16 protein-coding genes are annotated in these 12,989 nt (G+C 71.7%); 8 read left to right on the forward strand and 8 right to left on the reverse strand.

All coding sequences use genetic code 11. The annotated features are described in order from the left end of the window. Window positions 1-43 precede the first annotated feature (43 nt). On the forward strand, window positions 44-799 hold the full coding sequence (locus tag IE136_RS27050; protein ID WP_158989034.1) for a TetR/AcrR family transcriptional regulator: 756 nt from the start codon (window positions 44-46) through the stop codon (window positions 797-799). On the opposite strand, the gene IE136_RS27055 is transcribed toward IE136_RS27050, so the two are convergent. Beyond that, window positions 765-1,766: a WD40 repeat domain-containing protein gene (locus IE136_RS27055; protein WP_158989032.1), complete on the reverse strand. Its 1,002-nt coding sequence runs from the start codon at window positions 1,764-1,766 to the stop codon at window positions 765-767. The genes IE136_RS27050 and IE136_RS27055 overlap by 35 nt on opposite strands. Before the next feature lie 261 nt (window positions 1,767-2,027). Between IE136_RS27055 and IE136_RS27060 the strand changes: the two genes are divergently transcribed. Next, a complete protein-coding gene (locus IE136_RS27060) occupies window positions 2,028-2,714 on the forward strand; it encodes a GDSL-type esterase/lipase family protein (RefSeq protein WP_158989030.1) in 687 nt (228 codons plus the stop codon). Window positions 2,715-2,747: 33 nt separating this feature from the next. Here the strand turns inward: IE136_RS27060 and IE136_RS27065 are convergent, their stop codons facing one another. Continuing rightward, window positions 2,748-3,854 (reverse strand): SGNH/GDSL hydrolase family protein, encoded by a 1,107-nt coding sequence (locus IE136_RS27065; protein WP_229819196.1) that lies wholly within the window; start codon window positions 3,852-3,854, stop codon window positions 2,748-2,750. Between the two features lie 332 nt (window positions 3,855-4,186). Between IE136_RS27065 and IE136_RS27070 the strand changes: the two genes are divergently transcribed. Continuing rightward, the gene (locus IE136_RS27070; RefSeq protein WP_189601670.1) at window positions 4,187-4,390 is read left to right on the forward strand and encodes a hypothetical protein; all 204 of its coding nucleotides are present in this window, start codon (window positions 4,187-4,189) and stop codon (window positions 4,388-4,390) included. A gap of 28 nt (window positions 4,391-4,418) precedes the next feature. On the opposite strand, the gene IE136_RS27075 is transcribed toward IE136_RS27070, so the two are convergent. Continuing rightward, window positions 4,419-4,859 (reverse strand): carboxymuconolactone decarboxylase family protein, encoded by a 441-nt coding sequence (locus tag IE136_RS27075; protein ID WP_158989026.1) that lies wholly within the window; start codon window positions 4,857-4,859, stop codon window positions 4,419-4,421. Between the two features lie 35 nt (window positions 4,860-4,894). Between IE136_RS27075 and IE136_RS27080 the strand changes: the two genes are divergently transcribed. Continuing rightward, the gene (locus IE136_RS27080; RefSeq protein WP_189601671.1) at window positions 4,895-5,404 is read left to right on the forward strand and encodes a MarR family winged helix-turn-helix transcriptional regulator; all 510 of its coding nucleotides are present in this window, start codon (window positions 4,895-4,897) and stop codon (window positions 5,402-5,404) included. Between the two features lie 51 nt (window positions 5,405-5,455). On the opposite strand, the gene IE136_RS27085 is transcribed toward IE136_RS27080, so the two are convergent. Next, window positions 5,456-6,445: an aldo/keto reductase gene (locus tag IE136_RS27085; RefSeq protein ID WP_158989024.1), complete on the reverse strand. Its 990-nt coding sequence runs from the start codon at window positions 6,443-6,445 to the stop codon at window positions 5,456-5,458. 116 nt (window positions 6,446-6,561) lie between these two features. Between IE136_RS27085 and IE136_RS27090 the strand changes: the two genes are divergently transcribed. Beyond that, window positions 6,562-7,491 (forward strand): GNAT family N-acetyltransferase, encoded by a 930-nt coding sequence (locus tag IE136_RS27090; RefSeq protein WP_198422482.1) that lies wholly within the window; start codon window positions 6,562-6,564, stop codon window positions 7,489-7,491. A 141-nt stretch (window positions 7,492-7,632) separates the two neighbouring features. On the opposite strand, the gene thpR is transcribed toward IE136_RS27090, so the two are convergent. Next, window positions 7,633-8,202: an RNA 2',3'-cyclic phosphodiesterase gene (gene thpR, locus IE136_RS27095; RefSeq protein ID WP_158989020.1), complete on the reverse strand. Its 570-nt coding sequence runs from the start codon at window positions 8,200-8,202 to the stop codon at window positions 7,633-7,635. Window positions 8,203-8,237: 35 nt separating this feature from the next. Between thpR and IE136_RS27100 the strand changes: the two genes are divergently transcribed. Further along, complete coding sequence (locus IE136_RS27100; RefSeq protein ID WP_229819199.1) at window positions 8,238-8,750, forward strand: GNAT family N-acetyltransferase; 513 nt, start codon at window positions 8,238-8,240, stop codon at window positions 8,748-8,750. A gap of 62 nt (window positions 8,751-8,812) precedes the next feature. Here the strand turns inward: IE136_RS27100 and IE136_RS27105 are convergent, their stop codons facing one another. Together IE136_RS27105 and IE136_RS27110 are read right to left on the reverse strand one after the other, a co-directional pair. Beyond that, window positions 8,813-10,159, reverse strand: coding sequence for an MFS transporter (locus IE136_RS27105; RefSeq protein WP_158989018.1), 1,347 nt, complete (start codon window positions 10,157-10,159; stop codon window positions 8,813-8,815). Window positions 10,160-10,186: 27 nt separating this feature from the next. After that, window positions 10,187-10,630 carry a MarR family winged helix-turn-helix transcriptional regulator gene (locus IE136_RS27110; protein ID WP_158989016.1) on the reverse strand — a complete coding sequence of 148 codons (444 nt, stop codon included), beginning with the start codon at window positions 10,628-10,630 and terminating at the stop codon, window positions 10,187-10,189. A gap of 132 nt (window positions 10,631-10,762) precedes the next feature. Between IE136_RS27110 and IE136_RS27115 the strand changes: the two genes are divergently transcribed. After that, window positions 10,763-10,945: a ribbon-helix-helix protein, CopG family gene (locus IE136_RS27115; protein WP_158989014.1), complete on the forward strand. Its 183-nt coding sequence runs from the start codon at window positions 10,763-10,765 to the stop codon at window positions 10,943-10,945. A gap of 39 nt (window positions 10,946-10,984) precedes the next feature. Here IE136_RS27115 and IE136_RS27120 read toward each other — a convergent pair whose 3' ends face one another. Then, window positions 10,985-12,436: an NCS2 family permease gene (locus IE136_RS27120; protein WP_158989012.1), complete on the reverse strand. Its 1,452-nt coding sequence runs from the start codon at window positions 12,434-12,436 to the stop codon at window positions 10,985-10,987. A 151-nt stretch (window positions 12,437-12,587) separates the two neighbouring features. Here IE136_RS27120 and IE136_RS27125 point away from each other — a divergent pair, with 151 nt between their 5' ends. Next, on the forward strand, window positions 12,588-12,896 hold the full coding sequence (locus IE136_RS27125; protein WP_189601672.1) for a DUF2530 domain-containing protein: 309 nt from the start codon (window positions 12,588-12,590) through the stop codon (window positions 12,894-12,896). The last annotated feature ends 93 nt before the right edge of the window (window positions 12,897-12,989 follow it).

Raw genomic sequence — 12,989 nt, forward strand, 5'->3', positions numbered from 1 at the left:
TACCCGATTACGAGTACGGTGTACTCAGTTTTAAGGTGAGGCCATGAAGGAGACGACGACGAGCAGCCTGGACCTCCTGTGGGGCACCGGTGAACGCCCCGGCCGAGGCCCCAAGCCCGGCCTCACCCTGGACCGGATCGTCACGGCCGCGGTCGCCGTCGCCGACGCGGAGGGGCTCGACGCGGTGTCCATGCGGCGGGTCTCGGCGGAGCTGGGCGTCGGCACGATGTCGCTGTACCGGTACGTCCCCGGCAAGGCCGAACTCCTCGACCTGATGCTCGACCGCGTGCAGGGCGAGTCCTTCGAGAAGGACCCCGAGCCGCCCACCCACTGGCGCGAGACGGTCACGAAGCTGGCCCGCTCCTCCCTCGACCTCTACCGGGCCCACCCGTGGCTGATGAAGGTCAACCAGGCCCGCTCGCTCCTCGGGCCGAGCGCGCTACGCGGCCTGGAGCTGTGCCTCTCGGGGCTGAAGGGGCCGCACGGGATGGGGCTGAGCGACCCCGAGACGATCTCCGTGATCATCACGGTGCAGAGCTACGCCGCGGGGCTCGCCCGCATGGAGATCCAGACCGCCGAGGCGGCACGGGAGACCGGCGTCGGCGACACCGAGTTCTGGCGACGGCAACAGCCCTATCTGGAACGGGCGATGGCCTCCGGCGACTACCCGCTCATGGCGGCGCTGGCCGACGACACCTTCTCCACCGAGACCGACCACTTCGCGTTCGGGCTCGAACGCCTCCTCGACGGCTTCGAGGTGCTCGTCAGCCGCGGCGCAGGAGGCGCTTCCCGCCGATGACGACAGCGGTGGCGACACCGAGGACGACGACTCCGAGGCCGAAGCCGCCCGTGTCGCCCTCGCCGTCCCCGGGCGCACCGGAGGGGGCGGGGGTCCGGGCCGGGCCCTGGCCGCCGCTGCCGCTGCCGCTGCCGCTGCCGGAAGGCTTCGCCCGTTCCACCTCCACCCGCACGACCCGGCTGTTCCTCCCCTCCGAACCGAACATCAGCGCCGATCCGTCCTTCGTGTACGTCACCGACTCGGCCTGCCCCTGGAAGGGCGCCCCCACGGACTCGCCGTCGTCGCCGAGCCGGCCGTCCTTCCACGCGTAGGACCGGGCGCTGAAGTAGCCGCGCAGGACGAGCCGCTCACCGTCCGGCGAGAAGGCGCCGTCCGTCACCCAGGGAACGTCGTCGACGCGCCGGAAGACGTTCGTCCCGGCCGACGAGAGCCGCTCGGGTCCCGCGTAGAGCCCGCCGCTGTTCTCGTTCTTGCTCGCGATGTACACCCGGCCGGTCTTCGGATGGACCATCAGCGCCTCGGCGTTGCGCGGCCCGTCGGCGTACTTCACGTCGTACTGCCTGGCCTGGACCGTCTGGTCCTTCAGGACCTTCGGCTCGGGGAAGCGGTAGATCCAGACGTGGTCCCACGTGCCGTCGCGGTTGTCGCCGATGTCGCCGACGTAGATGTCGCCGTCCGGGCCGACCGAGACGGCCTCCATGTCCCGAGGGGTGCCGACACCCTTCATGGTGAGCGTCGCGACCGTCTCGCCGGTGCGGGAGTCGATGCCGTAGATCAGCGGCGCGTCCTGGTCGTTGTGCGTCCAGTAGACGCCGGGATGGGCGCGGCTGGCGGCGAGACCACTGGACTCCGTGATCCGGGAGTCCTTGACCGTGAAGTCCCGGTCGGCCTCCGCGGCCCCGGCCGGCGCGGCGGCGCAGAGCAGGACGAGGGCCGCGGCACCGGAGGCGTACAGGAACGAGCGCATGCGCTCAAGCCTGCCACGGAGACGGTCGGAGCCGCCTCCGTGACAGGGTGCGATCCGCCCCCAAGCGGCCCGCCCGGCCGGGGGGGATGGGGCCGGTCGCGGCGCCCCGGGCCACACCGGCACCGGGCTCGATCGCCGGCGCCACGGCGGCGTGCCCCGTCGGGGGATCCGCCGGAACGGCGGTGCGGCATCTGCCTCGTCCCGGCATCGTGTCGGGGATCACGTCGCAGGCCGCCGCCACTGTCGGTGATGATGGTCACCATGCGTTTCATGTTCGTCGGCGACAGCTGCACCATCGGACGGGCCGGCGACCACACCTGGCGCTACCGGATGTGGCGGCACCTCGAATCGGCCCTGCCCGGACGGTACGAGATCGTCGGCCCGCGCACCACGCTCTACGACACGGCCGCCGACGCACCCCTCTCGCACGACTACGCCGACCCGGCGTTCCCCGCGCCGGCCCGGCGTCATCTGGCCGGCTGGGGCGAGGGCTGGCTGCACATGGCGCCGCTCATCGGCGAGGCGGTCGCCACGGCGGAGGCGGACGTGCTGCTGGTCTCGCTGGGCCTGATAGACCTCGGCTTCTACACCGACAGCGACCAGACAGCCGCGAACGTCCGCGCCTTCGTGGCCGCGGCCCGCGCGGCGAACCCGCGCGTCAGGGCCGTGCTGTTGCCGGTGATCCCCAACGTGCGGGCCGAGTCGGACGCCCCCTTCGCCGCCGAGTGCGCGCGCTTCAACGTGCTGCTCGCGAAGGCGGTCGCGGACCTGGACACGGCCGCCTCGCCGCTGCTGCTCGCGTCGGCCCCGGAGTCGTACGACCTGCGTACGGACACCTATGACGGCACCCACCCCGGTCCGACGGGCGAACACAAACTGGCGGGCGCCTTCGCCGACGCCATGCACCAGGCGTGGGGGGTCGGTTTCCCGTACGGAGAACGTCGGTAGGACGGGACCCACAGCCCTCAGGGCCACAGGGCCTCAGGCCGGGCCGTGGCCGTACATCGCCGCGATGGACCGGGCGACCGCGTCGCCGTTCCCGTCCCGGCCCGTCTCGTTCGCCCAGAGGTACCAGGGAAGCCTCTGGTGAAGGAGCGTCACCCCCGAGGGCTCCAGCAGGCCCCCCACGCCACGGTCCGTGCCGTCGCACGCCGTCGTCCCGCCCGTCGCCGCGTAGAGGTCGACGAAGTGCGCGCCGTGACGCTTCGACGCCTTCGCCATCAGTGTGTTGAGCGGGGCCTGGACCTTCTCGTCGAGGAGGTCCCACGCCTCCTCCGGAACGTCCGCGAGGGGACTGCCGCCGTCCGGGAGGGTTGCGCGGCAGCGCGTGCGGTCCTTCGGGACGAGCCGGGGATAGCCGACCAGGACCGTGTCCGCCGACGGGGACTCGCCGCCGATCTCCGAGAAGAGCTTGTCGAGGTCCTTCTCCGTGCGCTCGAAGCGGCCCGCGAGCCAGGCCTTGCCCGCGCCCGCCGTGAAGTACGAACGGCACTGCCGGGCGGGCGAGTCCGGGTCCACCGGCGCGTCCGGCAGATGCGCCCCCTCCGTCCCGCGCAGCCGCGCCGAGCACTGCTTCAGGACCTGCCCGAGACCGGCCGTCCCGGCTCCCAGGGACGCGACCACCAGCCGCGTCTCCTTCTTCAGCGCCCGCTTCTGCGGCACCGCCGTCATGCCGCCGCCGAGGTCCTGCTCCTCCCAGACGTGGTGGAGCGCGGCGCCCGCACAGGACACGTCCGCCGTGATGTCGAGGAGGATCGACTGGTCGGCGAGCTGGTCCTCGATCACGTCCGGCAGATTCTCCTCCGCCCGGACGCAGAGCAGCGCGTTCTGGTCCACGGGCGCGATGCCGTATCCGCCGATCGAGGCGTCGCCGAGGAAGACGGTCGGGATCTTCGCGGGGATGGCGGGGGGCGCGGGGCTCGCGGCTGTCGGGGGCGGCGCGGCCGCCACCGCGAGGAGCGCGGCCACCACCACGCACACGGCCGTCCGTATCGTCGCCGCCTTCCACGCTCGGGCCGGTCCGCCACCACGGACGCTCACCACCGGACGTGCGGCCTCTTCGGCACCCGCTCGACGCTCTGCTCGCATGTGAGGTCTCTTCACGCCGGGGGCGAGGGACATGCGGGAGGTCCCTCGACAGCGGGGCGCAACGGCAGCAGCTCCGGCGTGCGAGCCGGAGCACTTGGCGCCGCCGTGTCGGCCTCGGTGTCAGAGGGAGCTGCATGACGGCGGCGAGGTGGGCGTTCACGGTGGGTTCCTCCTGGTCCGGCGGGGCGTCGTTCTCGATGGACATGACGGTGCCGAACCCGCCTGGCAGCCCCCTTGCCGCGCGCTGACAGCCGGCCGCCCGGGCTGTCAGCGCGCTTCGCGGTGCGCTACTGAGAGGATGGCGGGGACCGCAACGAAGAAGGGGGACGATCATGACCGTGTTCGTCTTGTCCGGCATCCTCGTACTCGCCCTCGCCGGGTGCGCCTGCGTCGTCTGGGCGTCACGGGGCGGCCCGCGCTGGGTGCGCGCGGTGGCCGCCGTGACGCTGGGGGCGGGTGAGCTGGTCCGCCGTTCGGGGAGCACGAACCGGAACTCCGGCTCGGGCGACGGATCGAGCGGCACGCTGGACGGCTAGGGGTGTCTCGTGCCCCGGGCCGCGCGGGTCAGGCCGCGCGGGTGAGCCGGTTCGCGAAGGTCGAGACCGTGTACGTACCGATGCCGAGGACGACTTCGAGGGCGTTCCGGCGCGTGTAGCCGTGGGCGTAGAAGGCGTCCAGCTCGGCGTCCGTCACCGCGCCCGAGGACGCGAGGGCCTGGAGGGTGAAGTTCCTTACCGCCTCCAGGCGTTCGCGGTCCGCGACCGGGCCCAGCGCGGCGAGCTTCGCCTCGTGCATGTCGACGCACAGGTGGCACTGGTTGCGGGCGGCGACGGTCAGGATGACGGTCTCGCGGGAGTGGGCGTCCAGGGTCGTGGACTCGAAGATCTCGCTGAGCTTGAGGAACCCGTCGAGGGTGTGCGGGGACTCTTTCAAGAGGGCTACGGCGTTGGCCGTACGGGCGGTCAGGCCCTGGGGCTCGTGGGTCTGGTGGGTCTCCTGGGGCAAGGCATCTCCCGGGTGCGTGGAATAGAATCGACAACATGGTTGACCATGGTGATGGGAAGAAAGTAAACCAGGTTGTCGATCCTGGCAAGGGATATGAGCTGCCTCTGCTCCTCTTCGCCGGCTTCCGCACCCTCATCGACCGGCTCCACGCCGAACTCGCCCGCCAGGGCCACCCCGGCCTCCGCCCGGCCCACGGTTTCGCCATGCAGGCCATCGGGGTCGAGGGCGCCACCGCCAGCGACATCGGGCGGCGCCTCGGCGTCTCCAAGCAGGCGGCCGGCAAGACCGTCGACCGGCTCCTCGCCCTCGGGTACGCGGAGCGCGCCGACGACCCCGCGGACGCCCGCCGCAAGCTCGTCCGCCTCACCCCGCGCGGTGACGACGCCCTGGCCCGCTCCGCCGCCGTCTTCGACGAGCTGCGCGCGGAGTGGGCCGCGACCCTCGGCCCGGCGCGGGTCCGGGACATGGAGGCGGCCCTGCGGACCGTCGTACCCGCGGAGACGACGTACCGGCTGGACGCGACGAGCTGGCTGGGCACCCCCTAGGCCGCCCAGCCCGTCAGCCGGCCGGGCGCCCCGTCCGCCGGCCGAGCCGCCTCACCAGGCGAACGCCTCCGGGGACGGGCCCGGGCCCGGGAAGATCTCGTCGAGGGAGGCCAGCAACTCCTCGCTCAGCTCGAGCTCCAGCGCGCGCAGGGCGCTCTCCAGCTGCTCCGCCGTACGAGGGCCGACGATCGGACCGGTGACGCCGGGCCGGGTGAGCAGCCACGCCAGGGCCGCCTCCCCGGGCGCCAGGCCGTGCTTGTCGAGAAGGTCCTCGTACGCCTGGAGCCGGGACCGCATGGCCGGGTCGGCCAGCGCCTCGGCCGCACGGCCCGTGGCCCGCCGGCCGCCCTCGGTCTCCTTCCTGATGACGCCGCCGAGCAGGCCGCCGTGCAGCGGGGACCAGGGGATGACCCCCAGGCCGTAGTCGCGCGCGGCCGGGACGACCTCCATCTCGGCACGGCGCTCGACGAGGTTGTAGAGGCACTGCTCGCTGACGAGCCCGACCGTCCCGCGCCGGGCCGCGGTCTCGTTCGCCTGGGCGATCTTGTAGCCGGGGAAGTTCGACGAACCGGCGTAGAGGATCTTCCCCTGCTGGATCAGGACGTCGACGGCCTGCCAGATCTCCTCGAAGGGGGTGTGGCGGTCGATGTGGTGGAACTGGTAGAGGTCGATGTAGTCCGTGCCGAGCCGCTTGAGCGAACCCTCCACGGCCCGGCGGATGTTGAGGGCCGAGAGCCGGTCGTGGTTGGGCCACGCGTCCCCGTCGGCGGCCATGTTGCCGTAGACCTTGGTGGCCAGGACCACCTTGTCGCGGCGGTCCCCGCCGCCCGCGAACCAGCTTCCGATGATCTCCTCGGTGCGGCCCTTGTTCTCGCCCCATCCGTAGACGTTGGCCGAGTCGAAGAAGTTCAGACCCGCGTCCAGCGCCGCGTCCATGATGGCGTGACTGTCCGCCTCATTCGTCTGCGGGCCGAAGTTCATGGTGCCGAGCACCAGACGGCTGACCTTGAGTCCCGTACGTCCGAGCTGTGTGTACTCCATGGTCCGTCAGCCAACTCGATGGAGCGCGCTCCAAGCAAGACCCGGCTCCCCTACTCCCGTAGGTGATGGCAGAGTTGCGCCTTTCACCCCCCGGAGGCCCGATGCACCACCGCCCGATGACCGAGACCGACCTGGGCGCCGTCCTCGCCTGGGACGTCAAGGAGCCCGTCCTCTGGATGGACGCCGACCGCTACCGCGAGGAGACGGCGGCCCGGCAGTTCCGCCCCGAGTGGACCTGGCTCGCCGAGGAGGACGGCCGGATCCTCGCGCGCGCCGTGTGGTGGGGCCGCTCCGACAGCGCGCACCCGCTCGCCCTGGACTGCCTGTCCGCGCACGCCTCGGTCGCCGACCCGGCCGCGCTCGCCGCCGAGCTGCTCACCGCCGCCCACGCGGAGTTCGCGGAACGGGGAGCGGCCAAGCCGCCCCAGTACAACATCATGCTTCCGCAGGACGACAGCGACGAGGAGAGCCGGGCCGCCGCGGTCGGCTGGCGCGAGGAGGCCGCCCGGCGCGCCGGCCTGGGCGAGCGGATGGAACGGCTCCGATTCGAGTGGGCCCCGGAGAACGGCACGCCGGAGCCGTCGGACCGGCTGGTGTTCACCGCCGAACCCGACGACGAGGCGTTCGTGGAGGTGTTCCGGCAGGTCTCGCGCGGCAGCCTGGACAGTGAGACCGTCGCCACCGTCGCCGCCGAGGGCGAGGAGGAGGCCGCCCGCGGCGACCTCGCGTTCTACCTGAGCTGCCCGGGCAAGCGGGAGTGGTGGCGGCTCGCCCACACCCCGGACGGCCGCCTCGCCGGTTTCGCCATCCCCTCCCGCACTCCGTACGGGCCGAACGTCGGCTACCTCGGCGTCGTCCCCGAGCTGCGCGGACAGCGCTACATCGACGACGTGCTCGGCGAGATCACCCGCTTCCACGCGGGCGAGGGGGCGCGACGGATCACCGCCACGACGGACTCCACCAACGTCCCGATGGCGAACGCCTTCCGCCGGGGCGGCTACCGCGTCAGCGAGGTACGCGTGATCATGACGGCGCCCGCCGGCTGACCCGGCCACCGCCGCGGGCAGGGCGGGCGGGGCGGGCGGCGTCTACTGACCGACCACCGACGCCACCGCGACGATCGCGAACATCAGGACGAGCACACCGGCCATGATCCGGTTACGGGTTTTGGGGTCCACCCTTCGAGGTTAACCCGCCCCTCCCAGAGGCCAGGCGCCGACCGTCTCGTACCGCGGCTGTTCCCCCGGCACGCCGCTCCCCGGGAGGCGGCTGCGGACGAGGGCCAGCTCGGCGACCTGCCAGCGGCGGCCCTCGAACCGGTCCAGCTCGGCGAGGAAGGGGCGCAGGTCCGTGTCGTGGCGGGCCCGGGCGACGGTGAGGTGGGCCTGGTAGCGGCGGTGCTCGTCCATCGCCACGCCCGCCCGGCGGGCGGCGGCGTCGACGCGCTCGGCGAGCAGCCGCAGCGTGTCGATGCCCCCGGCGGCCCCCACCCACAGCGCGCGCCGGCCGAAGTGGCCGCCGCCGTGGAGGCGGAGCGGGAAGGGGTCGGTGCGCCGGGCGGCCCGGCCGAGGCGCGCGTGGAGGTCGGGGAGCAGCTCCTCGTCGACCTCCCCCATGAACGCGAGGGTGAAGTGCCAGCCCGGCCGCGAGGTCCAGCGCAGCCGCTCGGCGCCCGGCAGGCGGACCAGGCGGTCGACGGCCTGGGCGAGTTCGGTCTGCTGCTCCTCGGGCGGCAGCACGGCAGCGAAAAGCCTCATGGCGCGAGTGTGGCACCCCTTCTACCCTCGGCGGGATGGACACCGGGATGAAGATCAGGAAGGGCGCGGCGGACGACGTCCCCGCGATACTCGCGATGCTGGACAGCGCGGTGGTCTGGCTGAACGAGCGGGGCGTCACCGACCAGTGGGGCACGGAGCCGTGGTCCGCCCGTCCGAAGGCGGTGCGGCAGGTCGAGGAGACCGTGGTCGAGGGCAGCCCGTGGATCGCCGAGATCGACGGCGTCCCGGCGGGCACGCTCACCCTGACGCCCCACCCGGGTCCGCATGTGGCGCGGGTGGACGAGCCGGAGCTGTACGTCCGGCTGCTGGCGACGGACGCGCGGTTCCACGGCCGGGGGGTGGGGGCGGCGCTGCTGGCCCACGCGGTCGAGGAGACCCGCCGCCAGGGTGTCTCGCTGCTGCGGGTGGACTGCTTCGCGGGCAGCGGGGGCCGGTTCGTGGCGTACTACGAGCGCCAGGGCTTCACGCGGACCGAGCCGTTCACGGTGGGCGACTGGCCGGGCCAGGTGCTCGAACAGCGCGTCTGACGCCGCGCCCCGGAGGCGGGTGGGCGGTGTGCCCGCCCGCCCCGGGGGACCGGAAGATCGCGTTACGCCGCCGTCGCCAGGCGCTCGCGCGTCTCGCGCTCCACGAGGCGGACCCGCGGGTGGCCGTGGTGCCAGCCGAAGGCCATCTTCAGACCGCCGACCCGGGCCAGGACGAGGCCGACGACGCCGGCCGCCGCGAGGGAGATCACGCCGCCGGTGGCGAAGCCGATCCGGGGGCCGTAGGTGTCGGTGATCCAGCCGAGCAGCGGGGCGCCGATCGGGGTGCCGCCGGCGAAGACCATCATGTAGAGACTCATGACCCGGCCCCGCATCGCGGGGTCCGTCGCCAGCTGGACGGCGGAGTTGGCGGTGATGTTGACCGTCAGGCCGAACATGCCGATCGGCACGAGCAGCAGCGCGAAGAGCCAGAACGACGGCGAGAGCGCCGCCGCGATCTCCAGCACGCCGAAGGCGACCGCCGCGCCCACCAGCATCCTCAGCCGCGAGCTGCCCCGCCGGGCGGCGAGCAGCGCGCCCGCGAGCGAGCCGGCCGCCATCAGGGTGTTCAGGAAGCCGTAGGTGCCGGCGCCGACGTGGAAGATGTCGTCCGCGAAGGCGGTGAGCCAGATGGGGAAGTTGAACCCGAAGGTGCCGACGAAGCCCACGAGGACGATCGGCCAGATCAGGTCCGGCCGCCCGGCCACGTACCGCAGCCCCTCCCGCAGCTGTCCCTTGCCGCGCGGCGCGCGCTCCACCTTGTGGAACTCGGCGGGCCGCATCAGCAGCAGTCCGGTGAGCGGGGCGAGGAAGAACAGGCCGTTGAGCAGGAACGACCATCCGCTGCCGACGGTGGCGATCAGCAGACCGGCGACCGCCGGGCCGATCAGCCGGGCCGACTGGAAGTTCGCGGAGTTCAGCGAGACGGCGTTGCGCAGCTGGCCGGGGCCGACCATCTCGGAGACGAAGGACTGCCGGGTCGGGTTGTCGACGACGGTGACCATGCCGAGCAGGAAGGCGACCAGGTAGACGTGCCAGACCTGGATGTGGCCGGAGAGGGTGAGGACGGCGAGCGCGAGTCCGCACAGGCCGAGGGCGGCCTGGCTGATGAGGAGGATGCGCCGTTTCGGGTAGCGGTCGGCGAGGACACCGCCGTACAGACCGAACAGCAGCATCGGAAGGAACTGCAGCGCCGTGGTGATGCCCACGGCGGCGGCGGAGCCGGTGAGGCTCAGCACCAGCCAGTCCTGCGTGATCCGGGCCATCCACGTACCGGTGTTGGAGACGATCGCTCCGGTGAAGAACAGCCGGTAATTGCGTATGCGGAGTGAGGAGAAGGTTTCTCCCCGCCCGCGGGTGTGGGTATCGGGTTTGTGGACGGGTGCGGAGTCTGCTCCGGGTCCCGTACTCAAAGTGCGTCGCCTCCTCGGCGTCGGTCTCTACAGATGGGCGAGTTTCTCCAGGACCGGGGCGGCCGCGCGCAGCTTGGCCCACTCGTCCTCGTCCAGCCCCTCGGCGAGCGTCGCCAGCCAGGCGTTCCGCTTGCGGCGGGACTCTTCGAGCATGGCTTCGGCCTGCTCGGTCGGGCTGACGACCTTCTGCCGGCGGTCGTCGGGGTGCGGCTCGAGACGGACCAGTCCCTTGGCCTCGAGCAGCGCGACGATACGGGTCATCGACGGCGGCTGGACGTGCTCCTTGCGGGCGAGCTCGCCGGGGGTGGCGGAGCCGCAGAGCGCCAGAGTGCCGAGCACCGACATCTCGGTCGGGCTCAGCGACTCGTCGACGCGCTGGTGCTTGAGGCGTCGGCTCAGTCGCATGACGGAGGAGCGGAGCGCGTTCACGGCCGCGGCGTCGTCGGCGGTCCCGTGGGACAGGTCAGGCATGTTCCTTAGCGTAACTCATTACCCTACCTAAAGACCAACCGGAAACGTTCCGTCGATATCTGTCACCCGAACGAGTGAGTCGGATCCGGAAAGTGACACGCAGCGCCCCTCTCCGGCCCGACTCTGGCGGGCATGGGATCGACAGTGCTCAGCCTGCGCATCGACGGTGAGCTGCTCGACCGGCTTCGGGGGCATGCCGCCAAACGCGGAATGAGCGTCCAGGACTATGTGGTCCGGACGCTCATTCGCGACGACTTCGACGAGCGGTTCAAGACCGCCGTCGACGAGACGGAGAAGTTCTACGGGCTGACGTAGCCCGACAACCGGTCGGGCCGGTGAGCCGGGCCGGGCCCGTCAGGTGAGGCCGAGGGCCGGCATCGCGTAGTAGAAGACGAACACCGCCGACACGACGTACATGGCCACCGGGACCTCGCGGCCCCGGCCCGCCGCGAGCCGCAGCACGCTGAAGGCGATGAAGCCGATGCCGATGCCGTTCGTGATCGAGTACGTGAACGGCATCATCACCATCGCCAGGAACGCCGGCACCGCGATGGTGAAGTCGCTCCAGTCGATGTCCTTGACCGATCCGGCCAGGATCAGGAAGCCGACCGCCAGCAGCGCGGGCGTGGCCGCCTGGGACGGGACCATCGTCGCGAGCGGCGTGAGGAACAGCGCGACCGAGAAGAGGCCGCCGGTCACCACCGACGCGAGACCCGTGCGCGCGCCCTCGCCGACACCCGCCGTGGACTCCACGAAGCAGGTGGTGGCCGAGGAGGAGGTGGCGCCGCCGGAGGCGACGGCCAGGCCGTCCACGAGCAGGACCTTGTTGATGCCGGGGAAGTTGCCGTCCTTGTCCATCAGCTTGGCCTCGTCCCCGACGCCGAGGATCGTGCCCATCGCGTCGAAGAAGCAGGACAGCAGGACGGTGAAGACGAACAGGACGCCGGTCAGCAGACCGACCTTCTCGAAGCCGCCGAACAGGCTCACCTCGCCGACCAGCCCGAAGTCGGGGGAGGCGACCGGGTTGCCGGGCCAGGTCGGGGTGGTCAGACCCCAGGACGGGACGGTGGCGACGGCGTTGATCACCATCGCGACGATCGTCATCACGACGATGGAGATCAGGATCGCGCCCGGAACCTTGCGGATGATCAGCGCGAGGGTGAGCAGAGCGCCCAGCACGAAGACCAGGACCGGCCAGCCGGTGAGGTGGCCGTCGCCGCCGAGCTGCAGCGGGACGGTGGTGTGCGCCGCGTCGGGGATACGGGAGACGAAGCCGGAGTCGACGAGGCCGATGAGCATGATGAAGAGGCCGATGCCGATCGCGATGCCCTTGCGCAGGCCCACCGGGACGGCGTTCATCACCCGCTCGCGCAGACCGGTCGCGACCAGCAGCATCACCACGATGCCGGCGAGGACGACCATGCCCATCGCGTCCGGCCAGGACATCTTCGGCGCGAGCTGGAGGGCGACGACCGTGTTGACGCCGAGGCCGGCCGCCAGCGCGATCGGCACGTTGCCGATGACACCCATGAGGAGGGTGGAGAAGGCAGCGGTGAGCACGGTCGCGGTGACCAGCTGGCCGCCATCGAGCTGGTTCCCGTACATGTCCTTGGCGCTGCCGAGGATGATCGGGTTCAGCACGATGATGTAGGCCATCGCGAAGAAGGTGGCGAAGCCGCCACGGACCTCACGGGCGACGGTGGAGCCACGCTCGGAGATCTTGAAGTAGCGGTCGAGACCGGAGAGCGGGCCGTGCGGGCTCGTGGGCTCGGGGGAGGTGGCCTTGGCGGCGGCCGTGGTGCTCATGGGGGGTCCTCTTCGGGTACTTTCGTGACACTCGTTGGCGGTTCGTACGAAAGAAGCCCGCCAGAGGCAAACCGTTTCAGTATGAACACATGAACGAAGCGCCGTCCATCTCCGCGCGTAGACCGTTCGAGCGCCCACCTACACTGACCGCATGGCGAAGTGGACCCCCAAGCACGAGGCACCCGAACCCCTGGAGGGGCCCGTCGTCGGCACCATCACCGGCGGCACGATCCTCTGGTTCGTCCTGTTCCTGGTGCAGGTCCCGTTCTACGGCTGGTTCGACGACCACGACCTCACCTGGTGGGTGTGGACCTGCCTGGCCGGCGCGGGGCTCGGCCTGATCGGCATCTGGTACGTACGCAAGCGCGACGCGGCGATCAGGCGCGACGCCGCCGACAGCCGGACGGAAGCGGCCACCGAGTCCGCCGAGGCCGACGACGCCGGCCAGGCCACGCCGTAGCCACCCCGTAGTACCCGGGGACCATTCCCCTCCTCCCCCGGTCTGATCTTCCGCCCCCTCGGCGGGTGAACGACCGGTTCCGGTCGTACCGTC

Origin of the sequence: Streptomyces lateritius, assembly GCF_014649715.1 — a bacterium.
Lineage (GTDB): Bacteria > Actinomycetota > Actinomycetes > Streptomycetales > Streptomycetaceae > Streptomyces > Streptomyces lateritius.